Source organism: Nitratireductor kimnyeongensis (assembly GCF_019891395.1).
In the GTDB taxonomy this organism is placed as follows: domain Bacteria; phylum Pseudomonadota; class Alphaproteobacteria; order Rhizobiales; family Rhizobiaceae; genus Nitratireductor; species Nitratireductor kimnyeongensis.
The window spans coordinates 2,608,375-2,632,320 of the sequence record NZ_CP078143.1 but is presented as its reverse complement, the minus strand read 5'-3'; the positions used below and the strand labels follow the sequence as shown (position 1 = coordinate 2,632,320).

Here is a 23,946-nt window from a genome sequence, read left to right as displayed (position 1 = left end):
CGATCTACCTCTTCTTTCCCAGATATGCATTCTGCACCGCATCGCTCGACAGCACCTCGTTTGCGGGGCCCTCCAGTGTGCAGGCGCCGTGCTCCATGATCGCCACTCTCTGGGCGACCATTTCCGCTAACTTCAAATTCTGTTCGACCATCAGAACGGTCACGCCGCTTTCTGCGACCTGTTTGATGGCATGTCCGATCAGTTCGACTGCCATGGGAGCGAGGCCCTGGCTCGGTTCATCCAGCAGGAGCACCCGCGGCCGGGTCATCAACGCCCTGGCAAGCGCCAGCATCTGCTGTTCTCCGCCCGAGAGGAGCCCCGCCTTCTGGCTCTGCCTCTGTAGGAGGATCGGAAACAGCGCGTAGATCCTGTCGAATGCATCCTGATCAGGCATGCCGTGGACGAAGGCACCCAGCCGCAGGTTCTCGCGCACCGTCAAATCGGGAAAGACCTGTCTTCCTTCCGGAACCTGCACGATACCGGCACGCACCCTCGCTGCCGGAGACGCGCCGGTAATGTCCCGACCTTCGAAGCTTATCCTGCCGCGGGTGGCACGGATAAGTCCTGAAACAGTCCGGCAAAGCGTGGTTTTTCCAACGCCGTTCGGCCCAAGGATCACGGTCGCCGTTCTGGGATGCAGCGACAAGCTGAGACCGTGCAGAATGGTCATCTTGCCATAGCCGGCACCGAGGCCTTCAATGTTCAACATCGCTGCCTCCCCTGCCCAGGTAGGTGTTGATAACGTCCGGATTGGACTGACACTCTTCCGGTGTGCCTTCGAATAGCAATCGACCCCGATCCAGTACGGCGACCCGATCCGAAAGATCCATAAGAAAGCGAACGTTGTGCTCGATCAGCAGGATGGTGATCCCGGCGTCCATCCAGCGCCGGATCAAGTGGCCAAGGCGTTCCAGCTCGTCTCCGCTCAAGCCGACGGCGGGTTCGTCAAGCAAGAGGAGCCTGGGACGAAGTGCCAACGCAAGCGCAATGCCAAGATGGCGCAGCGCCGCGTAGGGAAGTTCGGAGGCCGTTCGATCCATGACCTCGGCGAGGCCGCAAGCGTCGACCAGGTCGCCGATCATTTCAGGCTGTGGTGACACGGCTGCGGCGATACGCAGATTTTCTCGCACCGTCAGCCCGAGGAACGCCCGGGTCTGTTGAAATGTGCGTACGATTCCGTAGCCAACCGAGGTTGCGATCGGCCAGGGTCCGTCCTTGCGTCCGTCGAACACCATGCTGCCGGAATTGGGCGGTATCAGGCCCGAAATGACGTTCACCAGGGTGGTCTTGCCAGCACCGTTTGGTCCGATCAGACCGAAGGTCATGCCCGCGGGCACATTGAGGCTGACATCATCGAGCGCAACCACACCTCCGAAGCGCAAGCTAATGTTGTGAAGCTCAAGAATGCTCATTATCTACACCCCGCCCAGCTTGCCAGTGAGCGCCGCCCCCAGACGGGACCAGAGGCGGCGAAGGATGCTTGCTATCCCGCGCGGGTAGAAAATAATGAAGAACAGCAGCAACGCGCCGTATGCGAGCAAACTGAGCGTTGCCGCAACCCGCAGCGCCTCAGGCAGTGCGGTCAGAAGGATGGCGCCGAGGATCGGGCCCCAAAGTGTACCGAGCCCGCCCACGACGACCAGCGCTACCAGTTCGAAGCCTGTGCCGAGCACGGTGAAGCTCTCCGGGGCAATAAAGTTGGAAAGGGCAGCAAACAGGGCGCCCGCCATGCCCGTGAACGTGGCGCTAAGTGCGAACGCTGCGAACCGGGGCCATCCGACACGGATACCCAGCGCCTGGGCGAGCGTTATGTCTTCACGTACCGCCAGGCAGGCCGCACCGAAGCGAGAGCGAACGAAGGCGCGCATGACGAGGTATGTCACCAGCAGCAGGGCGAATGCGAGAAGCGCGTTGTAGACGACCTGGCGTACAGGCAGCCAGGCGGGCACGTTGGGGCTCGGAATACCAATGAAGCCGCCAATGCCACCGGTAAGCGGGGCCGCTATCAGGAAGAGCTGATGGCCTATCAATCCAATGCCAAGGGTGAGCACGGCGAAGTAAAGGCCCTTGGTGCGAAAAGCCACGAGGGCAATTAGCGCACCGACCAGCCCGGTGAACAGGCCCGCAAAAAGCATCGCTGGCAGGAAAGGCATACCATGCCATGCGGTTAGAATTCCGCAGCAATAGGCACCGACCCCATAGAGAGCGCCGTGGGCCAGCGATAGGTACCCTGTATATCCAAGCAGCAGGTCAAATGAGACCGCAAGCACAGCAAAGATAGCGCCGATGGTGACGACGTACAGGAAATAATCGTTGATCCAGAGGCTGGAAGCACACGCAATGACGAAAAGGGAGATGGGAACGAAGTAGTCGAGAAGCGGCCTCATTACACGCCTACCTTTCCATCTGCACGCGGCCAAACAGCCCATTCGGGCGGATCAGCAACACGCAGACCAGAAGGGTGAAAGCTCCGACATCCTGAAATTCGCTTGATATATAGCCAGCTACAAGAACTTCGGCGATTCCCAGAACCAGCCCACCGAGAACGGCGCCCTTGAGGCTCCCAATGCCGCCGAGAACCAATACCACGAAAGCCTTCAGGACTGGCCCTGCCCCCATGGTCGGGTAAATCGGAAATGTGGCGCCCAGCAAAGCACCTGCAACGGCCCCCAGCAAAGCGCCGATGGCGAAGGTCGCGAACCGAACACGCAGCATCTCGATGCCCATCAGCATCGCGGCGTCGCGATTTTGCGCGGTGGCCCGGATCGACAGGCCAAGAGCCGTGTGGTGCAGCAATCCCCAGATAGCCACACAAGCAACCATCAGAACCCCGATGATAGTGAGCTGCATATAGGTGAGTATGAAGAACGGCGCGCTCCAGACACCAACGAGTGGTGTGGGAATCGTGCGTGCCTCGGTGCCCCAGATCAGGGTGGCCACCTGTTGAAGGATAATCGATGCGGCGAGCGCCGAGATCATCAAACTTAAAGGTGGCGCCATCTCGATCGGTTTGAAGGCCACCCGGTCGAGCAGGAACCCAATGGCGATGACGGCTATAGCCGTCAGAGCCATCGCGAGCCAGAAATTGAACCCCGCAACCGTCAGAGTATAGGTGATGAAAGCGCCGAGCATATAAAACTCGCCATGGGCGAAATTCGGGATCAACAAAACCCCGAAGATCAACGACAGGCCCAATGCGATCATTGCATAGGTCGAGCCAAGCGCCAGGCCATTCATCAACTGCTGTGGGAGATATTCCATTCGACTACCCTCTGGTTGCGGGGTCAGTGTTGTCCGGCCGGACTAGTTGCCCAGGTCGGCCGGCTCCCAGGCCTCGCCTTTCCAGACGCTGACAATGCCCTGCAGGTCTACCTGGCCGACATCATCAAACAGACGACCGTCGTCCTGCGGCGTGTAGCGGGTGACCAGTTCCGGAACATCGGCAACCATCAGCCCGGCCAGTGCCTCGTTGACCTTGGCGTTGTCGATCGAGCCTGCCTTTTCGAAGGCGGCCTTGTAAATGTAGACTGCGTCGTAGCTCAGGCCCGTAAGCTCCCCGACCTGTTCGCCGAACTTTGCTTTGTAGGCCTCGGCCAGAATCTTGGCTTTCTCGTCGTCGAGCTTGACGTAGTCTTCGACCGTCGGCGGGATGCAGTTGAACACCCCATCCATCTGTTCTTTGGGGATATTCTTGAGCACCGTCGAGGGCGGCGCGACCATCTCCCAGACGATCTGGCCCTGGAAGCCAAGCTGGCGCGCCTGCTTGGTGATGAGTGCACCTTCGGCAGGATAGCCGCGAATGACCAACGCCTCAGGGTTCTTGCCAGCCACATTCGTCATCGCTGCAGAAAAGTCGGTGTCGCCCAGCTTGTAATATTCCTGCTGCGCAATGGTGGTGCCCATTTCGCCAAGCGAGTTGCTAAGTGCTTCTTGCGTGCCCATGAAGCCGGCATGAAACCGATCAGTCATGAACGCGACAGACTTGTATTTTTTGGCCTTGAAGAGTTCGACCACCGCCTTGTCGTAGCCGCTCACCGTGGCCTGATTGCGAAAGATGTTCTTGCCATTGGTGATCCCGTCGGCGATCGAACCATCGATGATCTGGGTCATGTCTGACTTCGCGATGATCGGCATAAGGCCTGGCGCAACACCACTCGAAAGGGGGCCGATCAGGTATTTGACATTCTCAGCCTGCAGCTTCTTCAGGCCGGCAACCGCGATCGTCGCTTTGGCCTGCGTATCTTCTGTCACCAGTTTGATTGTATAAGTCTCGTCGCCGATTTTGATGCCGCCCGCATCGTTGATCTCGCCCACGGCAAGCTGCACGCCGCGGCTTTCCGGCAGACCGTAGAAGCTTGCAGGACCTGTAATCGGATGCAGTTCGCCAATGATCAGCTCCGCCGAGTGGGCTGCTCCGACATGCATTCCGAGGATCGCGGCTAGAGCCGCAATTGTTGTATTCCTCATGGTTACTCCTCCCGTTTGCAGCGGACAAAAATCTAGTCGGCAGCGTCCGCCAGCTGCTTGCGTATTTCATGCTTCTTGATTTTCCCCGCAGGCGTTTTTGGTAGTTCCTTCAGGAAGATCACCAGCCTCGGCGTCTTGAAGCCTGCTATTTTTTTGCGAACGAAGCTGGTGATTTCGGATGCGGTGAGGTCGGCCCTTTCGCGCACGATCGCCGCGACGACCTTCTCGCCGTAATCATTGTCAGGGACGCCGAAGACGGCACAATCGCGCACGCCCGGATGGGAAACGATGCACAGTTCGACTTCCTTGGCGTAGATGTTTTCGCCGCCGCTGCGGATCATGTCCTTCTTGCGGTCAACGAGGAAAATGTATCCTTCCGGATCCACACGTCCTAGATCCCCTGTGTGCAGCCAACCGCCTGCGAACGTTTCAACGGTTGCTTCGGGACGGTTTAGGTAGCCGCTCATCAAGGCTGGCGAGCGCACGCAAATCTCGCCTATCTCACCGTGCGGCACCTCGTTCATCTGATCGTCGAGCAGCGCGACCTGCGTACCGGGAACCGGAAACCCTATTGCCAGGGGCTGACGCATGCATGCCCCCGGCGGGTTGATGCAGATATAAGGTCCGCCTTCGGTGAGCCCATAGGCATTGGCGATGCCGATTTCGCTCGCACCGCGCTCACGGAATGCTTCGACGATCTTCAGGATCAGTGTCGAGGGGTCGTAGTTCGCGTATGCGATAAGACGCATCGAAGACAGATCTGCCTTGTTCCAGGCAGGGCTCTCCATCATCTGACGCATAACCATCGGCACACCAAACATGCCGTTGCAGCGATGGGCGGCGATTGCCTCGACCGCACTTTCGGCCTCAAAGCGCTCCGCAATGACAGCCGAGCCTCGCATCATGAAGTAGAGTTTTAGGTAATCCCATGCACCGGTATGGAAAAGCGGCATATAGCAAAAGAACCGCTCGAACCGGCGAATACCGAACACATTCAGCACGTTCAGCGCGTCAACAACTGACCGACGATGGGAAATGATAGCCCCTTTCGGCCGACCGGTGGTTCCTGACGTGTAGAGAATGAGGTGCGGATCGTCCGGAGATTGGGGCCCCTCGATGCGTATTTCGGGACCGTCATGGCTGAGGCTCGACCAGTCCGTCATCCCCTGCCGGCTCGCCCCGCGCAAAATGATCCGTGGCTTGTCGCTCAACTCTTCGAGCGCAGCGGACGCCAGGTCGAGAAACTCTTCCGAGGCGACGAGGTAAGAAGGCTGGCAGTTGCCGAGGATATAGCCCACCTCTGCCGCCCGCAGCCACATGTTGATCGGCACCAGGACCGCGCCCATTCCGGCGAGCGCGTAGCCAAGCAACACATAGTCGGCTGAGTTGCGGTCGAGGACAGCAACTCGGGATCCGCGGGAGACGCCCAATCGCGCAAGCCCCTGTTGCAGGCGTCGGGTCTCGTCGTGGAACTGCCGCCATGTCCAGCTTTGGTCGCCGAATATCAGCGCCGTCGCGTCAGGTGCCCAGCGCGCATTGTCCGACACGATATCGGACAGGAAGAACGGCAAGCCTCCCGCGTCAGGCCGCACTAAAGCCTCCATCCACCACGACAGTCGCTCCAGTGGTAAAGGCCGAGCGGTCTGAACAAAGAAACGCAATGCTGTCGGCGATATCCGAGGGTCGGCCGAGACGTCCAATCGGCAGCACGGTAGGTTTTGAATAGACGAGTACCGCTTCCGTCATCGGCGTTTCGATGACGCCTGGACAAACGCAATTGACCCGTATGCCCTTTTTCCCGCACTCTACTGCGAGCGCCCGGCTTAGGGAAAGCACGCCACCTTTTGATGCGGAATAAGCGTTGAGCTTTTCCCAGCCAGTCAGCGCCACAACCGAAGCAACGGTTACGATTGATCCGCCGCCACGCCCCTCCATGGATTTGACGGCTTCGCGGCAGACATTGAATGTGCCGGTCAGATTGACCGCGATAATCTGGTCCCAGGTTTCGTCTGAAACCCTCGCTATCGGGCCGTCGTCGGAAGGGCGCCAGATTCCTGCACAGTTGACCACAGCATCCACGCCACCCAGCTTTTCGTTCGCTTGGCGGAAGGCCTCTGCAACGGCGCCGGCATCAACAACATTGCAGGGGACCGAAGAATGCCCCTCGCCTGCCAGGCTGGCTGCAACCTCGGCCGCTTTTGCCGCGTCTAGGTCCAGAAGCATGATGCATGCGCCATCCTCCGCACAGGTTGCTGCCACCTGCGCCCCAATGCCGCTGGCGGCCCCGGTGATAACAACCCGTTTTCCTTCAAGTAGACGCTTAGCCGACAAAGTTCACTCCTCCCTGGAATTTCCTGCCGGTTTCCTGCCGGCTGTTATCGTTTTGTTTCGGCCACCCCGGTCAGAACCATCTGGCGAATTGAACGCGCCACCTCTTCGGGGGAGGCATTCGCGTACTGGTACCAACGGTGGACGGTCGAAAGCGTACCCAAGACGCTCAGCATCAGAACCTGGGGGCTGCCTTGAGCAAACTCGCCACTGGCCTGGCCCGCGATGATGATGGAGCGAACCCATTCCTCGAATTCGCGCTCGCGTTGTGCGAGAGAGCGGCGGGCGCCCTCGTCAAACTCGTGACGCTCGCGCCAGAAGATTTTCAAGAACCGGCTATTGTGAATGTTGTGAAGCACCTGGAGCTCTACCAGGCGTCCAAGCTTCTCTGTGGGGGGCGCGCTTTCCTTGCGGGCTAGCGTTTCCATCGACGAGAAAAAGTCGCTCATGATGTCCTGATACAAGGTGTCGAGCAGGTGCGACTTGCTGTCGAAGTAGTGATAGAGCGCCGGCTTGCTGACCCCGCACGCTTCTGCAATGCGGTTCATCGATGTGCCGCGAAAACCGTAGCTGTCGAAGAGCTCGATTGCCCGCTCGAAAATCTCGCGACGCACGTTCTCGATCCGGTCGCTGTCTGATCGAGGCAGATCTTTGATGGCTGTGTTCTTCACGGCTTCCATCCTCTTATTTGAAGCAGATTACTTACCGGACGGTAACTTGTCAAGATCGCCTTGGAACACGCCCGGCTATCGAAGGGCTTTGGCGTCGAGGTGGTTGGCTCAACAGAGCCGAGCTCCCGAACTGAAAGGGATTCTTCCGCGTCGGAAGGCTGGTTTCGCAGCCGGTTTCGTGCGGCACATGGCTAAAAGACGCGCTGCTGATGAGAAGCGCCTTGTTGGCTATCGGCGCTCACGAAAAAGGATGTTGAGATTGCGCCCGACGGCGCCGTATCACCGGCAACCGATATCCGGGCGGGCTCGACCATCGCGCCATTGTCGGGATCGTGAGTATCCAAAGCTCAACTGTCTGGCTCTATGTTCGCGCTTGTTGACCGGCGCGATCCTCGTTCACGTTCAACCTGCCGGGGCGCCGCAGTGGTTTGCCCACCGCTGTTTGCGAACTCCTTCGCAGAATGAAGCTGATAACGCGTTCGTTCAGGTGGTCCGACAACGCACTCCTTTACGACGAGCAGAGCCCAGCTGAGAAAAGCCGGGAACTGCCTCGATCGGCTCCATGACGCTCTACTACAGCCTTGAGCGCCGCCCAACGGAAGTCGATATCTGCCAGCCTTCCGACGGCCTATAGGGGCCGGACTGACGTCGAGAGCGCCCCTTCAGTGGCGAAGGGACGGCCCGACGTCCAGTCGTGAAATTGGAGAGCCATGGCGCATCCCCCGCCGCGAGCGGTCGCAGTGTCCCTCTATCGCCGCCTCACCGTCTGCTCGTTAACGACAGCGTCCGTTACTTGACGACGCTTTCCTGGACACTCTCATTCTACAGGTAAGGCCGTTGCCCTGGCATGCCGGGCTCAGCGGCGTTCAAAAGTTTTTCGACGCCGATCGGCAGCCCGGGGCTTACTTGTTCATAAGCCGAACTGAATGTTTTTTTGGGGTGTAGTCGATAACCGTATCGTCTCAGAAAAATCTAATCCGTTTTGCGTTCCTTGTACTGTCTGTTCGAGCCAAAGCCATCGGCCCTTGCGGAACGCGCCTGCAATTACGGCGCTATAACTCCGCTTTCCGACGGCGGTATCCGTTTTCCGGTGCTGCCTGTCTTTTGCCCAGGGACCGACTGGCGCTCCTGTTGCGTACACGACGAAGACACAGATTGGGGAGAGTCGCGAGCTCACACGTCAGTTGAGCCCATGGCGCTCCAAACTTGCGAAAAGCGAGAGAGAATGTTGCAGAAATACCAAGCTGAAACATACAGGACCGGGGTCGCGAAACAGGAAGAAAAGGAGGAGCCGGCGCTCACATTGCGAGGAGAGGACGGGACAGCAAACGAAAAAGCCACCGTTCTGGAGGCGCTTCTTCGGAATTCGGAATTCCGCGCATCGGATCGCAACAGACGCTTCCTGCGCTTTGTGGTGGAGGAAACGCTCGCAGGGCGCGCCGACCGGATCAAAGCGTTCACGATTGCCGTGGACGTTTTCGGCAGAGATGCCAGTTTCGATGCGACAGTGGACCCCATTGTTCGAATCGCTGCGGGACAATTGCGGAAATCTCTGCGTGATTACTATGCAGGCCCAGGCAAAGTGGATCCTATTCATATCTCCATACCGCTTGGTGCGTACGTTCCCGTCTTTGAAAAACGCGGACCAACGAACGTGTTCGCGGTATTGGCGTCGCGGCACTTTTCGAAATGGCGCGCCATGGTCGCGGGAGCAGGTCTGGCGACCGCTTTTGCCCTGTTGATATCATTGTCGACACCATTCTGGCTGGATCTTCCAACCCGCTCCAATCGAGGAACGTCTGCGGTGCTCGTACTCGACACTGCGAGAACCAGCCAGGCAAATGTCGATGCCAATCAGTTCGCGGAAATGCTCAACGATGCGCTTTGGCTGAACGTCGGCCGGGAAAGGGCCATCCGCTCCGTCGGCGTGCGCCCGCATGAAAAGCTCGAAGCCGTGGCCTCTCGAGTCAGGACAATGTATGGACCGGAAAGCGATGTATTTGAGCTTCTGACCAGCGTTCAGGTGGAGGCCGATGAGGTGCGAGTCTATTGGCACTTGCTCAATTCCGCCTCTCGTGAGGTGCAGGTCTCATCTCTTGTGAAAGAGACCTTCAGGCCAGCAATAAAGGCGGCGCTGGCGGAAACGACGGCAGCCACGGTGGCTGCGGCGCTGTTCGGTTACGAAGGGGCTCTTGCCGAATACCAGACCGATGCCACATTGGCAGCAAACAGCACCGAGGATTGAATACCCTCAGGAACGAAAAGAGAATGCGGTTGCGCCAGCAGAAAGCGCAGCCGCATTGTGTTTATTACCGCGCATTCCCGGTGATCCTCAAACTGAAGAACAGGCAAGTCTCGGCTTCAGGTAGAATTCCTTCCGCGCGAGGCATCACTCCAATGGATCGATGATAAAGCCCGCCGCTTGCTTCTCAGCGCTTCAGACGCAAAAGCCAGCGCTTCTTTCGAAAGGCCCAGTTGAAGGCCGGGTGTTCTCTCTTGCATTCCTGGAGAATATCCAGATCCACCGCCCCCTGCCGCACCAACATGATGTCGACTTCCGCACTCGAGTATCCGAGCTCGGCCATCTCGTTGAGCAGAAGGAAAATAGTATCGCGGTCGATCAGCGGTTTTGCGGGCACGGCTTTTCCGACGAGTTCGGCACGTCACGCAAAACAACTGGGCCATTGCATGGAGGGTCCCAAAGCCTCACCTACACTTCCAGGAAGTGAGGCAAGGCTTTGGGAGAAAGCCGACCCGGGGGGCGGGAGGGCCGGCTTTGGCGGTCGCTTCACTGTGTGCGTGAAGCGTGTTCCTGTTCTTCGCGTTAAGGCGGGGACGCGGTTGCGCCGACATGAGGGATCGGCATGGATGTGTTTTGATCAGAGAGCACCATTTGCCCCGTCCGCCTTCTTTCGTCTTATGGTTGCAGTGTCGAGGAAACCGCGCTTATGGGGAAATCAGGAAGCGCATTTTTCCGCTCCGTGACGCATTTTTCCGATGTATTCGCCGATTGACAGCCAAGTGCTCGCAAGCCATAAACTTACGTCTATTTTGAGAAACAAATGTTCTAATCGCGAATGGTTCGGAACAGGAATTCAGGGGGAGGAAAATGGACACATTCCTGAGCGGCCTCAAAGCGGCCGTCGATACGCTTGGCGCAACGGTTCTGTTGCCCATCGTCATTTTTGTCATTGCCGCAGTGCTGGGGGCCAAGATCGGCAAGGCATTCCGTGCCGCCGTCACCATCGGCGTGGCATTCATCGGTATCAATCTGGTTCTGGGCCTGATGCTCGGTTCCATCGGCGACGTGGCGCAGGCCATCGTCACAAACACGGGCATTGAGCGCGACATCGTCGACGTGGGCTGGCCATCGGCCGCAGCGATCGCTTTTGGATCGTCGGTGGGCCTGTGGGTCATTCCAATCGGCATTGCCGTGAACATCGCGCTTCTTCTGACGCGCATGACCCGAACACTCAACGTCGACGTCTGGAACTTCTGGCACTTCGCCTTTATCGGTTCGCTGGCCGTGGCAGCCACAGGCAGCCTCGCTTACGGCCTCGTCGTCGCAGCTCTGATGGCTGCTCTTTCGCTGCTGTTTGCCGATTGGTCGGCCCGTGCCGTCCAGAAATTCTATGGCATTCCGGGCGTCTCGGTCCCGCATCTGGCGTCGGCACAGATCCTGCCAATCGCCATTGTGGTCAACTGGATCATCGAGCGCATTCCCGGCATTAACAAGATCAATATCTCTACCGAAACCATCGAGCGCCGGTTTGGCGTGTTCGGTGAGCCGGTGATCCTCGGTCTCGTGATCGGCTTGGTACTTGGTGTCATCGCTTATTACAATGCCGGCGATTTCGGCGTGGTCTTGTCCAAGGTTCTCCAGACAGGCATGACGCTCGCTGCCGTGATGCTGCTCCTGCCGCGCATGGTGAAAATCCTCATGGAAGGCCTACTGCCGGTGTCGGAAGCAGCGCAGGAATTCGTGCGTAAGCGCACCGGCGACCGGGAGCTTCTGGTTGGTCTCGATTCAGCTATCCTGATCGGCCATCCGGCGGCCATTTCCGCGTCGCTGATTCTGGTGCCGATCGCCATCATCCTGTCGGTCGTTCTGCCGGGCAACCGCGTGATCCTGTTCGCTGACCTGGCGGTCATTCCGTTCATCGTTGCGATGGCGGCACCGCTTCTGCGCGGCAACGTTTTCCGCATGGTGATTGTCGGCACGGTGACACTCGCCGCTGGCTTCTACGTCGCCAACGCTCTCGCACCTCTGTTCACCAGCGCTGCCGTCGATTCGGGCTTCGAAATGCCTGAGAACGCGGTTCAGATCACTTCGGTGGTCGACGGTTTCCTGTGGATTTCCTATGTGGTCATCGCAGCAATCCGGAACCTTGGCGCTGCCGGGCTGGGCGTGCTCGCCGCCATCATCGCGGCCTGCTTCTGGCTCTATCGCCGCAACACGCTGGCCTGGGAACGGGCAGCGGGTGCGGAAGACGACGAAACCACTGCACAACAAGGCTGAATAGGTTAGTGAATGGCTGAAGCCCTTATGAACCACATCGATCCCGAGGCGATTGTCCTCGGGGTCGATACTGATAGCCGTGAGGCTGTCATCCGACTGCTTGCCGACAAGCTCAAGGCAGCCGGCTACGTGAAAGACAGTTTCGCTGAGGCGGTTCTTGCCCGTGAGGCCACGATGCCGACCGGTCTTCCGCTCGGCCACGCGGTAAACGTTGCGGTGCCGCATACGGACCCGGATCATGTCGTGAAGCCCGGCATCGCGCTTGCCACGCTCAAGAATCCGGTGACCTTCGCAAACATGGAAGATCCGGATGAGGCAGTCGAAGTCGGCCTCGTCTTTCTGATGGCGCTCAATGACAAGGACCGTCAGATCGAAATGCTGCAGGAAATCATGGCGACCATTCAGAGCGAGGAAGCAATTTCCGGCCTCATGCAGGCATCGTCGCTTGATGATGTCGCTGCGGTTCTGAAATAATGCCCAATTGATCGGGAGAAACCTATGAGCAAGAAGACCGTCCTGTTTGCCTGCGGCACCGGTATTGCCACCTCGACCGTGGTTGCCAATGCGGTAACCGAGGCTATGAAGGAGCGCGGCATCACCATCGATTCCCGCCAGTGCAAAGCCACCGAAGTGCGCTCTGAACTGAATGGCGTGGATCTGATCGTTTCGACCACGCAGCTGCCGTCGGATCTTAGCGTGCCGTCCATTGTGACGCTCGCTTTCCTGACCGGCATGGGCAAGACCGAAGCGCTCGACAAGATCGAGGCAGAACTGCGCAAGTAAGACGCGGTTTGCCAGACAGCAATATCGAGGCCCGTTGCCTAATCGGTGACGGGCCTTTTCTTTGCCACGCCTCCTTGCAGATGTTTGCCGATGTGCTGGCCGCGGGTGCCCCGCGCCAATTTCTCAATGGCGGCAACTGCCAGATCGGTCGCATGGACATCCGGCTTGTGACCGAGGCCGTCCACAGCGATGAGTTCGGCGTGCGGCAGCTCCCGGGCAAGACGATGCGAATGAAGTGCCGGCGAGACAATATCGTCCTTCGTCCCTGTGATGATGACTGAAGGCGTCTCAATGGCCCTGTAGCGAGGATAGGTACGCTCCGTCCAAGCCAGAAGCGCACTGATCTCGCGCGCATTGTGACGAAAGGCTGCTGGCGCGACCGCCTCGAGCGCGCGTGTCGCTTCCAGGTAATCGTCCGGCATCGGATCGGGCGAGAAGACGCCTCGCGCTGCGGCCTTCACCGCAAGACGCCCCGCCCATGGTACGACAAGCCGGCAGAATGCGGCGCCGAGCATGCGGGTCCTGGCAACATTGTAGTACCAGGCGACACCTCCGGGCCATGGATAGAGAGCTGGCGCGAGGAACAGTGTACCAATGACCCTCTCCGGATGATCGAGCGCCATGGCGGCGGCAACCGCACCGCCATAGGAGTGGCCGATAATGATGGCCCTGTCGATGCCTCGCGCTTCCATCACCCTTGCGATCGCACCACCCTGAGCATCCGGCAGAATGTTTTTACCCGGACCACGATCGGACAGACCATGGCCGGGCCGATCGATAAACAGGAGATGCGCTCGCCCCTCCAGCGCCGAACGAAAAGCATAGAGTGGGTCGAGCAGGCTCGTGCTCGCTCCATGAATGAAAACGAGCGGCGGGAGGTCTGGCCGGTCTGCAAGGAGACGGAGACTGTTCAGACTGTATCCGCCAATGTCGACGCGCCGTCCACGGCCATTGTCCGATCTCTCCTGCCCGCGCATATGCGGGCCCTCTGACGCGTTCATGCCAATTAATCCGCTCGCCATGTGTTGCTGGGATTCACAACACCCTGGCCGCAGGCGTAACGGATAACCAAGCGTGTAGACAAGCCTGGCAGGGCGACGAACAGTCCCCCCTCCCCCTTCGATCTGTCAACTTGCGGTCTTTCTTATCTGCGAGGCTACGGCAATGGCCGAAAGATCATGTTTTGTATCAACTGGCGTCCGCCCACTCTGCTTGCGCTCCGAATAGCGATCAGTCAGAAGATCGACATGCGGTCGCAGCAAAATCGTGAAACGCATCAGTTCCTCGACCACATCGACGATGCGTTCGTAATAGCTGGAAGGACGCATCCTTCCATTTTCATCAAACTCCTGAAAGGCCTTCGCCACACTCGACTGATTGGGAATGGTGAACATTCGCATCCATCTGCCGAGTAGACGCAAAGTGTTCACGGCGTTGAAGGATTGCGATCCGCCCGAAACCTGCATGACAGCGAGAGTTCGCCCCTGGGTGGGCCGCATGCCGCCCATCTTGAGCGGCAGGTGATCGATCTGCGCTTTCATGACACCGGTGATCTGCCCGTGTCTTTCAGGACTGCACCAGATCTGCCCCTCCGACCACATCGCGAGTTCGCGCAACTCGCGCACCGCCGGATGGTCATCCCCCTTCACCTGGTCCGGCAGGGGGAGATCGGACGGATCGAAGATCCGCGCTTCACCGCCGAAGAAGCGCACGAGGCGCGCGGCTTCCTCCACGGCGAGGCGGGAGTAGGAACGATCGCGTAGCGACCCGTAGAGCAGCAGAATGCGGGGCGGGTGATTCAGTTCTCCCGGGAGTCCACTCGCAGGTCTTTCAAAGGCATGCTCGCAATCGAGCGCCGGGAGTGAATCGGGGTCGGGAAGCGTGCGAAGTCTCATTGATAGTAATCTTTCAACGGAGTTTAACGACAGAGGGAGGGCACCTTCCAAGACATCGATTGTCGATGCCTCGATGGGCGATGTATATTTGCAAAAAAACACCGCTTCATAGGGATCACGAGCGTCCCTGTGAGCGGTTCAAGGCATCGGCGGAGGCCTTGCCGGCAAGGATGCAGTCAGTCGCCTCAAGCCAGGCTGCGACAGCGGTCTGGAACGCCAAGCGCCCCTTATCGGTCAACCTGTAGATCTTCCGCTCCCTGCCCTGAACAGTCTCGCGCTTGGAGGAGAGATATCCTCCCGCTTCGAACTCATTGAGCATGGGATAAACCGTGCCCTCGGTGGGGCTGCAGCAGCCGTTGGTTGTTTTCTCGACGGCCTGGACCACCTCGTATCCATGCATCGGCTTGTGATGGAGCACACTCAAAACGAAGAACTTGGACAGCGACATCTTGATAGTTCCCTGCCAATACGCCGGATCGGTGTAATCGGGTGCTGGGCGGGAGACAGGACGAAGTGATGTCGAAGCGCGGGCCATGAACCCTGACTATACCTCGATGATCAATGCGTCAAGCCGCACTGGCTAGAAGCGCCTCGGTGACATCACTTTGTCTCCCACTTTTCACACCCTCACTTTTTCTGCGGCGATAGATGCCGGGTTTCAATTTCGAGCCTGTAACGTGATCCGATGTTGCGCCATTCGGAAGAGATCAGCCCACGAACCGCAGCCAGCCTCTGCCGGGCCAAACGATTTTGATCGCCCTCATAGGAAATGCGCAACACTGAGGGCTCCTCGTCGAGCAGGGTAATCAGTTGGCCCACCCGCGAAAACCACTCGGGCTTTAGTTGTTTCCCGTCCGCCTCAAAGGCATCAGCGCTAAGATCAAGCCTTACGACACGGCCGATTGAGGCACCGAATAGAAATTCTGACGCCTTACCGGCAGTCAGGCGAACGACCCGCGGGTTTTCTGTTGTGATACGATAGCCTGAGGGGAGCGATCGCGGATCAAGTTTCAGGATATAGTTGGTTCCGATTGTTTGATCAGGAAGGTCTGCACAGGCCACGTGGAAGCGTCCGTGATCATCCGAGGTGACAAGCAGTCCTTTCACTGCCGCAACGCGGGCACCCGGCAGCCCAGGTTCACCAGCATCCTGATAGCCGTTGCGATTCTTGTCATCAAATACCTTTCCGAGAATGTCCCCGCAGTCGAAGACCGGCTCCGGTACGATTTCAACCTCGGCTGTCGCTATGCCGGAAACTCTCTCTCCGGTCTCATCTTCCATCCAGGCCCGGTTGATGTAGCCGCCCGGCTTCGCGGCGGCAGTCGCGCGAAGGTCGAGCGCTATCTCGACATCTTCATCGGGATTTAGGGTAATGTCTTCAAACGTGTGCTTCCGACCGTCGATCTTCGGCGTCAGGGCTGTATCCCCAAGCATCGCAGAGCCGGAAACATAAGCAAATGCGATTGGTATCTCGTCGACGATGTCGACCACTTGAGGCGACGTAAACCCGATCAATTTTGCCCGGATCACGTAGGGTACGCGCCCCCCTCGCTGAACCTCGAATATCTGCGCCGTCTTGCTTATAAGATATCCGGGAAGATTGACTTTGCCGATTGCTTCCGGCGAGGTGGTCTCGTCTCCCTTGGGCCCCTTACCCGTCGCGGTTGCAGAGTTTTGAACGCCATGCTCCACGTTTTGAGCATTGGCGATATCCGCCTCGGACAACGTATAAGTAGCCTTGAATGTCTGGCTTTCTGCAGGGTCGAGCTCGGCGCTGGCAGGTGTGAACGGGGAAAGCGAACCCGTGCCCGGTTTACCATTGAATTTCGGACCGGCGTCATGTGGCGTCACATCAGATGCGGTGACTGTGCCGTCATTGGTCACGGTCACTTCATAGTCAATTGTGTCTCCAGGCTGAGCAAACCCGTCTTGCGTTCCGCGAAAGGTGCCTGTCTTTTCCGTCGCCAGCGAGAGGTTTTGTGGCAATTTCAGCACCGTTGGATCATCCGGGTCATCATCGCCATCGGCGTCCTGATCAGTGGGGTCTTCAGGGTCGTCTGAAAGGTCGCTTACCGGAGTGCCCTGAGGTGTCTCACCGCGGGCGGTGGCCTGATTCACAACCTCGCCGGCGTTCACCTCCTCCTGCGTGAGCACGTGTTTTCCTGAGATCGTTTCAGCATCGTTTTCGCCGGAGGCCAGACTTGAGATCGGTATAGTGCCCGTCTCCGCATTTGGATCTTCGACGGTGATATTCGACAACGTCACATTGCCCGTGTTCTTAATGTCGAACACGTAGCGAACGATCTCGCCGGCGTCCGGGAAACCATTGCCATTCGTGTCATCCGCAGGGTCGAACGATGCGCTTTTGGTCAAGCTCAGGCCAGGCACACTCGGGATGTCGAAGTCAGTGGCGGTGCCTGGCGTACCGCCAGGGGGATGCGACTGGACGACCACGTCTTCTCCCTTGGGGTCCTTCGCCTTGCCTTCTGCAACATTTTCTATCGTGCCCGCATCCGCGTCTTCCTGGGTGACGACGTAGGAGCTTTTGAAGGTCTCCGCGTCTTCGCCACCTGGTTCCAGGCTTGCGAGAGGACCGCCTTCCACGTCCACCTTTTCGTCTTCGACGGTAACATCGGTCAGGGTCACGTTACCCGTGTTTTTCACCGTGAATGTGTAGAGGATCGTTTCACCGACATCGATGACGCCATCATTGTCCGCATCCTGATGTTCGGCATCCTTCTGCAAATCCATATCGCTGTTCTGGTCGAGCGGTGTCTTCGTCATTTCGCCCGGCGTCCCTCCCGGGGGTGAGGACTCCGCGTCAACCGGATCGCCGTGAGGATCAGATGCACGCGAGGTCGCGCTGTTGGCCACCTCGCCTGCGTCGATATCCTCCTGCTTGACTTCGTAGGTGCCTTTAACGCTCGAATCCGAGTTTCCCGGGGCCAACGACGCGATCGGGCTGTTCTTCACGTCAACCTTTTCGTCCGTCACTTCAATGTTGGTGAGGGTCACATTGCCCGTGTTCACCACGGTGAACGTATACTCCAGGGTCTCGCCGATATCGGGCAGACCATTGCCATTGGAGTCAATCAGCACAGCCTCTTTCTCAAGCGTATTGGCACCTGCGGCAGCGAGCCTGAGGATGGTTATATCGTCCGGATCGCCATCCCCCTCAAGATCCTCATCCGCGGCATTGTCGGGATCGTCGGAAAGGTCCTCGACTTCGTGGCCAGTGGCCGTAGTGGTGCCCTTGACGACGGCCTGATTTTCAAGAATGCCTGCATCGACATCCGCCTGGGTCAACGTGTAGCTGGCGGAGAAGGAAGTGTTGTCTATTCCTCCTGCCGGCAGATTGATGGGGCCGCCCGAAACCGGAATACCTGGAAGAGGCGCTTCGACGGTAATCCCGCTCAGTTCAACAGAACTGGTGTTGGTCACCTCGAATTGATATGTGACCATCTCACCGGCATCCGGCACACCATTACCATTCGAATCGATGAGCGTCGCCACGTTCGTGAGTTCGATCTTCTCTTCCTGTATCGTGTGCGTATTGCGGGCATTTGGTTCACCACCGCAAACCTGAGTGCTTCTCATGACAAAGCTGTCACCCCCAACCAGCTCAAATTCGATTGTTTCGTCTTCCTCCGTCTCCTCATCTTCAATGATGCTGACCCCGAGATCGAAATCCATCGCGGTATACGTACCTGCCGGGATGGAAACCGTAAAAGTCTCTCCGCCCCCAGGGGTGGTGTAATCATCTCCGAGGTCAGCAGTTCCTCCCACCACATTCACGGTCACCGTCAACGGTGCTTCGAGATACCCGCTGACGCTAATCTTCGGCAGGCCCACTTCCTCTCCGCTTTCTGGATAAGTGGTCTCAGCCTGCGAGAACTCAACCAGAGGATCGATGCGCAACTGGATGTCGTCGAGGTGATTTCCAGATTCCGCGCTTCCACCGGAAGAAGATACCGATTCAAAACCGAATTGCTGGAGACTGGTGGGACCCATCCAGATGAAACTACCTGTATAATCTCTCCAGGTGCCAGTTTGGGTTGAGCTGCAAGTAGCATCACCTACCGTGCTGCCGCTACCGCAAAGACTCTCCCCGCCAATGCCGGAATTGCTTGTCGTCGCCCGAACAACACGACTGGTACCGCCGATGCTGAAATCCATGGCATCGGTGCCCGAAAGGCCACGATGGCTGAACTGCCAGTCGATCTTGTCTCCCTCAAGCAGACACACCGTCTGATACAGTCGGGAACCATGATTTGCATTTAGCTCGGCGTGTTGACTGCCGGAACGAGAAGGAACACCGTTGAATCCACTCCTCCAGAGTTCTATCAAACGTCCACTTCCGTAGCCGCAATTTCCGGGTGCATTTGAATGGGTCGTGGACCAACCGCTAACTGAAACATCAGGTAGCTTCACTACACTACAGCCGAGAACGGGAGACTCGAATCCAAGATTGAGAAAGCTTCTTTGCACCTGTGCATGGGCAGTTCCGACGCCGGCGAACCCGAGTACAGCCAGACCGAATGCCGCAACCGCGCCCCTCCGCATCATCGTGGCCGCCAATGACGGCAAACGGCAAGGCATATCCGCACGGCCTGACGAGTTGTTTCTTCGCTTCACAGAAGAAACAAAAACACCCTTCACGCGTCGCCTGAAATGCCCCTGATGTAAATTGTCCATCTCGCGTTCCCGTAGCATATAAGCAGTTTGCTTCGATCGTTCTGCCGCATTGATTTCAATGCTTGCAGGCAGTGCCGAGCATGACCAAATGCCGACCGACCCATGCTCATCCTGAGGAGAACGACGGGCTTGGCAATAATCTGCAGAGTCTCAACGGGTAAACGTTACAGGTAGAACGCGTATCGATACCTGACAGGCGATCTGAACCAGGCACCGTCAGCAAACAGATCAGAGAATATCGGATGACTGGTGCTGCTGGAGGGAGAAACTTCTAACTCCCTTCTCGACACCCTTGAAAAATGGAATGCTTACCCGAAGACGATCCGGGGTGACTAGGGCTCGGAGTTCATGTCCCGTGATCTTGACCTATGGGCTTACCAGCGTGACGTCGATCTCGACTTCTCGCGTCCGGGCAAGCCCACGGACAATACGTTCATAGAGTCCTTCATCGGCAAGTTCGAAAATGGAGGAATGGCGTGAGGACCACAACAATGTCGGACCGCACAGCGCAATCGGCAACTAGCCGCCGATATCGATCATGAATGGTTCCTCGGCACCTTCCACCGCCTGAGCCGGACACCCCGGAAGTTCCGTTAAACACCTTATCTCGGTATCCACGAAACCGGCAGCAGGCCACGGGTCCATACAGGGGAGCAGGTCAGCAAATATGGCGCACTACCAGTTGAGCCAGTCTTCGAGACTCCTCTAGCGGAGCTTGAGCCTTTTGCTTGTTGATCGCACATCATTCCACGAGTATGCGTAAGAGCCACAAGCATTGCATCGTTTCACACCCACCTAAGGCATGTGCCTATGGGTGTGGAATTGAGAAGTAGGAGTTACAGATGGCGCAAGCAGACCGCACCAGCGGTGTAGCTCCACTTCATAACCCCGATCCACGCGACTGGCTGGCAGCCATCATTGAAGGATCGGACGACGCAATCATCAGTAAAAACCTCTCCGGACACATACAGAGCTGGAATCCTGGCGCGGTGCGCATTTTCGGCTACACGGCCGAAGAGGTCATTGGCAAACCAATCACCATCCTGATTCCCGAGGAGCGGCTCGATGAAGAACCGCGCATCCTCGCCAAGATTAGAAGCGGCGAAAGAGTAGAACATTTCGAAACAGTGCGCCGCCGCAAGGATGGATCGCTGGTTGACATATCCTTGACGATTTCACCGATCCGCGATGCTTCTGGCATGATTATAGGTGCATCAAAAATCGCGCGCGATATATCCGAACGCCGCCTGGCTGAGGAAAGCCAGCGCCTGCTCATTCGAGAGATGCAGCACCGGGTCAAAAATCTATTCGCAGTGGCAACTTCCATCGTAACGCTTACATCTCGGCAAGAACCTTCTGCAGAGACGCTGGCCAGCGCCATTCGTGAGCGCTTATCTGCACTTGCACGAGCCCACGACTTGACGACAGGCAGTTGGTCAGCGAACAAAACCGAGAACACGGGTGGCGACCTTCTAGAGCTCATTCAAACGGTTCTTGCCCCCTACGACGATGGAAACCGTATCCAGGTAGAGGGAGATCACGTCCCCGTCGGCAGTCGCTCCACCACCAATATGGCGCTTCTGATTTACGAGCTGACCACGAATGCCGCCAAATACGGCGCCTTGTCGGTTGCCGAGGGGCGCCTCGCCATAAAACTCCGTGTGGATAACGACCAGGTCCGGATCGAATGGACCGAAACAGGTGCACCGGGGTCGCACAAAGAGAAGGCGTCAGGGTTCGGAAGCCAGTTGACGCGCAACCTGGCCTTGGCGTTGGATGCCACCCTCACCCACGATTGGCGAGCAACGGGTCTTGCCGTTACGATCGAGCTATCAGCAACTGCTTTAAAAATCTGAAGACCCCCGATCAAAAATCTTGGTTTTCTCCCTCAGAGTGGGCCCGACCCATACCGGCCACGGATTTAGGATTTTGGGAATGGGCCCACGTGCCCGAACAGGCACCCCGCCACCCTTGGGCGACGGGGCAAAAAGCTCTTCGGCTGGAAGTGACCTACTTTTTGTTCACTTTCGAAACAGCCAGGTTCGTAAGCTTGCTGTTGGCCGCCTTCTCCTGATCAAGGATTTCGCCCAGAAGATTGTGTGCCTCTTCATGGCCAAGCAACTTCGCCCATTCGCGGAGTGACCCGTAGCGAGCGATCTCGTAATGCTCCACCGCCTGGCAAGCAGCCAGTAATCCGGCATCCAGCGCCGTTCCCGACGCCTCCTCCATCAGACCGTCAGCTTCCTTGATGAGGCCTTCAATCGCATCGCACTTTTCGCCCTCGGGCTTCTTGCCGATGGATTTGAACACCGCTTCCAGCTTCTTGATCTGATCCTTTGTCTCACCGAGATGTTCTTCAGCCACCTTCTTCAGCTCAGAACTTTTCGCAGCCTTTGCGACTTTCGGAAGAGCTTTGGTGATGGCGTTTTCGGCGTAGTAGATATCCTGCAGTGTGTGCTCGAACAGTTCATTCAGTGACTTCATCGTGAATCTCCAAATTGCCCCGCGCTCCTTAACTTTGCGCAGGTAGGAAGGTTCCACGAGGAAGTGCGGCAGGTTCTGCCCGAGGGTCCGCTCTAGGCTGGCTTCTGACACTCCGCTCATCCACACGTTTTGTTCTTTGCCATTGGCTTGTCGAGGTTTTCGGGGTCTTTGACCTCCGGCTTTTCAATCGTCTGGGATGGATGGTGAACACCCTGGGCGGCCGTGTGGATACGAAGGCCGGCATCATCCATCGGCGCGGTGCTGGCGAGACCGAGACGAGAAATCGCCGTCTGCCCATTCGCATTCCGCGCTGCCTCTCTGGCTTCCTCGGAAGATGGGACGCGGCCGAGTATGCGGGAACAAGCCTGAAAATGATCGAGGATCGTGAACGGCCACCATCATCCGGAGTTTCAGGCCGACATCACATCGAGGATCGAAAGACGGGAGTTTCTGTCACGACAGAAAGACGGGTGCCAGACAAGTGGTTGATTTGATGGTGCTGCCGGAGAGATTTGAACTCTCGACCTCTCCCTTACCAAGGGTTAGGGCTAATTTTGCAACCCCGTATTTTGAAAGGGTTTGCGGGTTTTTTCCGGTCTGTTGTACAGGTTTTGTACAATTTTCGCCCCTAACCCACAACCGCCCTGCCTTCGTGCGCTCTGGACGGGAACTCCCATACCACCCTCACCCGCATGCTTCCGCAGCGCGGGCACTTGAGGCGCGACGACAATAGACCGATTGGAAAGTTCCGGCCGCGTGTGCAAATCAGCGTCTCCATATCGAGATAGCTGCTGTAGGTGCATTCGCGAATAGACTTCAGACCGTCGCGCTTGCCCCAAGCGCAGCGCATCCAGACCGTCGCAGAGTGTGCCCAGGCATCGCCAAGTGTTTCGATTTGCATTGGAACAAAATAGGAACGATGGTGGGGTGGAGTCAAGCCAAATGCGAAAGCGCATATCGCGCTTGACAGAATATGCGATAGCGCATATTACTCTCCAGAACACACACCACAAAGGATTTCACCATGAACATGAGACGCTACTACGCGATAAGGTTTCGATACAAAGGCAAGGCAGAATGCCGGATGCTGAGCTCAGACTTCCTTATCGAAAGCGATGCGAGCTGGCACGATGTTCAGCGGGAAGCGCAACGGGTGGCGCGTGAGACGCTTATGAAACAGTTCTCTGATATCTTTCCCGACAGCGCGTTGTCGCACCTCGCTAATCCCGAATACATCGAGGTTGTGCCGGGGCCGTGCTGGCCGGTTGTTGATGGCATTGGGAGCTTGGAAAAGGAGGCTAACGTCAATGGGACTGCATGACGATGAAATTGAAGCGGAGCGCGACGAACTGCTTGATAGGGCGCTTTCAGAGAACAGAGTTCTTCGAGAATTCGCGCAGCAGGCTACATTCGCCCTCACCAACTTGACGCCAGGCGGTTCCGAATATTTTGGCCAGCGAGTTGGTCATATGTTTCTGGCCGATGTCGAGGCGTGTCGCACTGCCATCCGCGAACGGCTGAACGAATCAACAGAGCGACGGATTGATGCATACCGCAAGGCGGCAATGCACAACCAGCTTGTCGAAGCGCTGGAAGCTATGTGTGCCGAGTTCAGAGCCGCTGACTTGCCGTACGGCAGTCTCGCTTATCAAATGGCCGGCGACGCACTCGAGCGCGCGCGCAAAGGAGGAGACTAATGTCTAACGACCACCGCGACTGGACCAGCGGTCGCTTCATGCACGCGCCTCCGGTGAAGGTGGCGCCACCGACCGACAAGGAAATCATCGACGCTCTGGTGGCGGCTTTGGAGAATGTGCGTGACGGCGTGCCGCGTGTTCTTCGCGACGAGGGCATGCTAGAACAAATCGACGCCGCCTTGGAACTGGCGCGGAAGGGAGAAGCGTTATGACACTGGAATCTCTTGCCAGCGCGGTCTCAAAGTCGCACTGTGGAAGCGAGCTTGGAATCAAATTGCAACCATGGCAGCTTCGCATGATGCGCGATCTTGATGACTACTACGCAAGGGCGGCATCTGCCGGCGTCAGTCGAGATGATGCTACGGCGCTCCTTGCATCGCGGATGAAAAGAGCGCAGGGCTCTCTAC

Annotated in this window: 22 protein-coding genes and 1 pseudogene; 9 read left to right on the top strand and 14 right to left on the bottom strand. The window is 57.6% G+C overall.

All coding sequences use genetic code 11. From position 1 onward, the window contains the following. Positions 1 to 4: 4 nt before the first annotated feature. Genes KW403_RS12570 through KW403_RS12535 form a run of 8 tightly spaced genes read right to left on the bottom strand, consistent with a single transcriptional unit; the run spans position 5 to position 7,466 of the window. Positions 5 to 709, bottom strand: coding sequence for an ABC transporter ATP-binding protein (locus KW403_RS12570; RefSeq protein WP_223019818.1), 705 nt, complete (start codon positions 707 to 709; stop codon positions 5 to 7). Beyond that, positions 696 to 1,412: an ABC transporter ATP-binding protein gene (locus KW403_RS12565; protein ID WP_223022549.1), complete on the bottom strand. Its 717-nt coding sequence runs from the start codon at positions 1,410 to 1,412 to the stop codon at positions 696 to 698. The genes KW403_RS12570 and KW403_RS12565 overlap by 14 nt, the downstream gene beginning before the upstream one ends. A gap of 3 nt (positions 1,413 to 1,415) precedes the next feature. Continuing rightward, on the bottom strand, positions 1,416 to 2,387 hold the full coding sequence (locus KW403_RS12560) for a branched-chain amino acid ABC transporter permease (protein ID WP_223019817.1): 972 nt from the start codon (positions 2,385 to 2,387) through the stop codon (positions 1,416 to 1,418). Between the two features lie 7 nt (positions 2,388 to 2,394). Beyond that, positions 2,395 to 3,261 (bottom strand): branched-chain amino acid ABC transporter permease, encoded by an 867-nt coding sequence (locus KW403_RS12555; RefSeq protein WP_223019816.1) that lies wholly within the window; start codon positions 3,259 to 3,261, stop codon positions 2,395 to 2,397. A gap of 42 nt (positions 3,262 to 3,303) precedes the next feature. Continuing rightward, entirely contained in the window at positions 3,304 to 4,467 is a 1,164-nt protein-coding gene (locus KW403_RS12550) for an ABC transporter substrate-binding protein (protein WP_223019815.1), read from the bottom strand. Between the two features lie 32 nt (positions 4,468 to 4,499). Continuing rightward, positions 4,500 to 6,059, bottom strand: a complete 1,560-nt coding sequence (locus tag KW403_RS12545) for a class I adenylate-forming enzyme family protein (protein ID WP_223019814.1) — start codon at positions 6,057 to 6,059, stop codon at positions 4,500 to 4,502. Further along, a complete protein-coding gene (locus KW403_RS12540; RefSeq protein WP_223019813.1) occupies positions 6,049 to 6,798 on the bottom strand; it encodes an SDR family NAD(P)-dependent oxidoreductase in 750 nt (249 codons plus the stop codon). Before KW403_RS12540 ends, KW403_RS12545 begins: the two co-directional genes overlap by 11 nt. Positions 6,799 to 6,842: 44 nt before the next feature. Then, complete coding sequence (locus tag KW403_RS12535; protein WP_223019812.1) at positions 6,843 to 7,466, bottom strand: TetR/AcrR family transcriptional regulator; 624 nt, start codon at positions 7,464 to 7,466, stop codon at positions 6,843 to 6,845. Positions 7,467 to 8,691: 1,225 nt separating this feature from the next. Here KW403_RS12535 and KW403_RS12530 point away from each other — a divergent pair. After that, positions 8,692 to 9,711: a hypothetical protein gene (locus tag KW403_RS12530; RefSeq protein ID WP_223019811.1), complete on the top strand. Its 1,020-nt coding sequence runs from the start codon at positions 8,692 to 8,694 to the stop codon at positions 9,709 to 9,711. A 184-nt stretch (positions 9,712 to 9,895) separates the two neighbouring features. On the opposite strand, the gene KW403_RS12525 is transcribed toward KW403_RS12530, so the two are convergent. Continuing rightward, positions 9,896 to 10,105 carry a hypothetical protein gene (locus KW403_RS12525; protein WP_223019810.1) on the bottom strand — a complete coding sequence of 70 codons (210 nt, stop codon included), beginning with the start codon at positions 10,103 to 10,105 and terminating at the stop codon, positions 9,896 to 9,898. Between the two features lie 470 nt (positions 10,106 to 10,575). Here KW403_RS12525 and KW403_RS12520 point away from each other — a divergent pair, with 470 nt between their 5' ends. Genes KW403_RS12520 through KW403_RS12510 form a run of 3 tightly spaced genes read left to right on the top strand, consistent with a single transcriptional unit; the run spans position 10,576 to position 12,768 of the window. Continuing rightward, complete coding sequence (locus KW403_RS12520) at positions 10,576 to 11,985, top strand: PTS galactitol transporter subunit IIC (protein ID WP_223019809.1); 1,410 nt, start codon at positions 10,576 to 10,578, stop codon at positions 11,983 to 11,985. A 12-nt stretch (positions 11,986 to 11,997) separates the two neighbouring features. Next, a complete protein-coding gene (locus KW403_RS12515) occupies positions 11,998 to 12,459 on the top strand; it encodes a PTS sugar transporter subunit IIA (protein ID WP_223019808.1) in 462 nt (153 codons plus the stop codon). A gap of 24 nt (positions 12,460 to 12,483) precedes the next feature. Then, positions 12,484 to 12,768 carry a PTS sugar transporter subunit IIB gene (locus KW403_RS12510; RefSeq protein WP_223019807.1) on the top strand — a complete coding sequence of 95 codons (285 nt, stop codon included), beginning with the start codon at positions 12,484 to 12,486 and terminating at the stop codon, positions 12,766 to 12,768. A 38-nt stretch (positions 12,769 to 12,806) separates the two neighbouring features. On the opposite strand, the gene KW403_RS12505 is transcribed toward KW403_RS12510, so the two are convergent. The 4 genes from KW403_RS12505 to KW403_RS12490 form a co-directional block, all read right to left on the bottom strand. Beyond that, the gene (locus KW403_RS12505) at positions 12,807 to 13,769 is read right to left on the bottom strand and encodes an alpha/beta fold hydrolase (protein WP_223019806.1); all 963 of its coding nucleotides are present in this window, start codon (positions 13,767 to 13,769) and stop codon (positions 12,807 to 12,809) included. 126 nt (positions 13,770 to 13,895) lie between these two features. After that, on the bottom strand, positions 13,896 to 14,663 hold the full coding sequence (gene arsH, locus KW403_RS12500) for an arsenical resistance protein ArsH (RefSeq protein ID WP_223019805.1): 768 nt from the start codon (positions 14,661 to 14,663) through the stop codon (positions 13,896 to 13,898). Between the two features lie 115 nt (positions 14,664 to 14,778). Next, complete coding sequence (locus KW403_RS12495; protein ID WP_223019804.1) at positions 14,779 to 15,111, bottom strand: PadR family transcriptional regulator; 333 nt, start codon at positions 15,109 to 15,111, stop codon at positions 14,779 to 14,781. A gap of 179 nt (positions 15,112 to 15,290) precedes the next feature. Further along, the gene (locus KW403_RS12490) at positions 15,291 to 19,358 is read right to left on the bottom strand and encodes a DUF11 domain-containing protein (RefSeq protein ID WP_223019803.1); all 4,068 of its coding nucleotides are present in this window, start codon (positions 19,356 to 19,358) and stop codon (positions 15,291 to 15,293) included. 261 nt (positions 19,359 to 19,619) lie between these two features. On the opposite strand from KW403_RS12490, the pseudogene KW403_RS12485 reads away from it, so the two are divergent. Together KW403_RS12485 and KW403_RS12480 are read left to right on the top strand one after the other, a co-directional pair. Next, a pseudogene (locus KW403_RS12485) lies at positions 19,620 to 19,881 on the top strand (IS3 family transposase); the annotation flags it as partial. Positions 19,882 to 20,200: 319 nt separating this feature from the next. Continuing rightward, positions 20,201 to 21,214, top strand: coding sequence for a PAS domain S-box protein (locus tag KW403_RS12480; protein ID WP_223019802.1), 1,014 nt, complete (start codon positions 20,201 to 20,203; stop codon positions 21,212 to 21,214). A gap of 154 nt (positions 21,215 to 21,368) precedes the next feature. On the opposite strand, the gene KW403_RS12475 is transcribed toward KW403_RS12480, so the two are convergent. Then, positions 21,369 to 21,842 carry a YciE/YciF ferroxidase family protein gene (locus tag KW403_RS12475; RefSeq protein WP_223019801.1) on the bottom strand — a complete coding sequence of 158 codons (474 nt, stop codon included), beginning with the start codon at positions 21,840 to 21,842 and terminating at the stop codon, positions 21,369 to 21,371. 1,024 nt (positions 21,843 to 22,866) lie between these two features. Between KW403_RS12475 and KW403_RS12470 the strand changes: the two genes are divergently transcribed. From KW403_RS12470 to KW403_RS12460, 3 genes are read left to right on the top strand one after another with little or no spacing between them, the layout of a single operon-like run. Further along, positions 22,867 to 23,163, top strand: a complete 297-nt coding sequence (locus KW403_RS12470) for a hypothetical protein (protein ID WP_223019800.1) — start codon at positions 22,867 to 22,869, stop codon at positions 23,161 to 23,163. Further along, positions 23,150 to 23,539, top strand: a complete 390-nt coding sequence (locus KW403_RS12465; protein WP_223019799.1) for a hypothetical protein — start codon at positions 23,150 to 23,152, stop codon at positions 23,537 to 23,539. Before KW403_RS12470 ends, KW403_RS12465 begins: the two co-directional genes overlap by 14 nt. Next, positions 23,539 to 23,751 (top strand): hypothetical protein, encoded by a 213-nt coding sequence (locus KW403_RS12460; RefSeq protein WP_223019798.1) that lies wholly within the window; start codon positions 23,539 to 23,541, stop codon positions 23,749 to 23,751. Before KW403_RS12465 ends, KW403_RS12460 begins: the two co-directional genes overlap by 1 nt. The last annotated feature ends 195 nt before the right edge of the window (positions 23,752 to 23,946 follow it).

Excerpts from the sequence above, each read along its gene's own strand:
- KW403_RS12570 (WP_223019818.1), bottom strand. The coding sequence starts at position 709 with ATGTTGAACATTGAAGGCCTCGGTGCCGGCTATGGCAAGATGACCATT.
- KW403_RS12565 (WP_223022549.1), bottom strand. The coding sequence starts at position 1,412 with ATGAGCATTCTTGAGCTTCACAACATTAGCTTGCGCTTCGGAGGTGTG.
- KW403_RS12560 (WP_223019817.1), bottom strand. The coding sequence starts at position 2,387 with ATGAGGCCGCTTCTCGACTACTTCGTTCCCATCTCCCTTTTCGTCATT.
- KW403_RS12555 (WP_223019816.1), bottom strand. The coding sequence starts at position 3,261 with ATGGAATATCTCCCACAGCAGTTGATGAATGGCCTGGCGCTTGGCTCG.
- KW403_RS12550 (WP_223019815.1), bottom strand. The coding sequence starts at position 4,467 with ATGAGGAATACAACAATTGCGGCTCTAGCCGCGATCCTCGGAATGCAT.
- KW403_RS12530 (WP_223019811.1), top strand. The coding sequence starts at position 8,692 with ATGTTGCAGAAATACCAAGCTGAAACATACAGGACCGGGGTCGCGAAA.
- KW403_RS12520 (WP_223019809.1), top strand. The coding sequence starts at position 10,576 with ATGGACACATTCCTGAGCGGCCTCAAAGCGGCCGTCGATACGCTTGGC.
- KW403_RS12515 (WP_223019808.1), top strand. The coding sequence starts at position 11,998 with ATGGCTGAAGCCCTTATGAACCACATCGATCCCGAGGCGATTGTCCTC.
- KW403_RS12510 (WP_223019807.1), top strand. The coding sequence starts at position 12,484 with ATGAGCAAGAAGACCGTCCTGTTTGCCTGCGGCACCGGTATTGCCACC.
- KW403_RS12505 (WP_223019806.1), bottom strand. The coding sequence starts at position 13,769 with ATGAACGCGTCAGAGGGCCCGCATATGCGCGGGCAGGAGAGATCGGAC.
- arsH (WP_223019805.1), bottom strand. The coding sequence starts at position 14,663 with ATGAGACTTCGCACGCTTCCCGACCCCGATTCACTCCCGGCGCTCGAT.
- KW403_RS12495 (WP_223019804.1), bottom strand. The coding sequence starts at position 15,111 with ATGTCGCTGTCCAAGTTCTTCGTTTTGAGTGTGCTCCATCACAAGCCG.
- KW403_RS12490 (WP_223019803.1), bottom strand. The coding sequence starts at position 19,358 with ATGGACAATTTACATCAGGGGCATTTCAGGCGACGCGTGAAGGGTGTT.
- KW403_RS12480 (WP_223019802.1), top strand. The coding sequence starts at position 20,201 with ATGGCGCAAGCAGACCGCACCAGCGGTGTAGCTCCACTTCATAACCCC.
- KW403_RS12475 (WP_223019801.1), bottom strand. The coding sequence starts at position 21,842 with ATGAAGTCACTGAATGAACTGTTCGAGCACACACTGCAGGATATCTAC.
- KW403_RS12470 (WP_223019800.1), top strand. The coding sequence starts at position 22,867 with ATGAACATGAGACGCTACTACGCGATAAGGTTTCGATACAAAGGCAAG.
- KW403_RS12465 (WP_223019799.1), top strand. The coding sequence starts at position 23,150 with ATGGGACTGCATGACGATGAAATTGAAGCGGAGCGCGACGAACTGCTT.
- KW403_RS12460 (WP_223019798.1), top strand. The coding sequence starts at position 23,539 with ATGTCTAACGACCACCGCGACTGGACCAGCGGTCGCTTCATGCACGCG.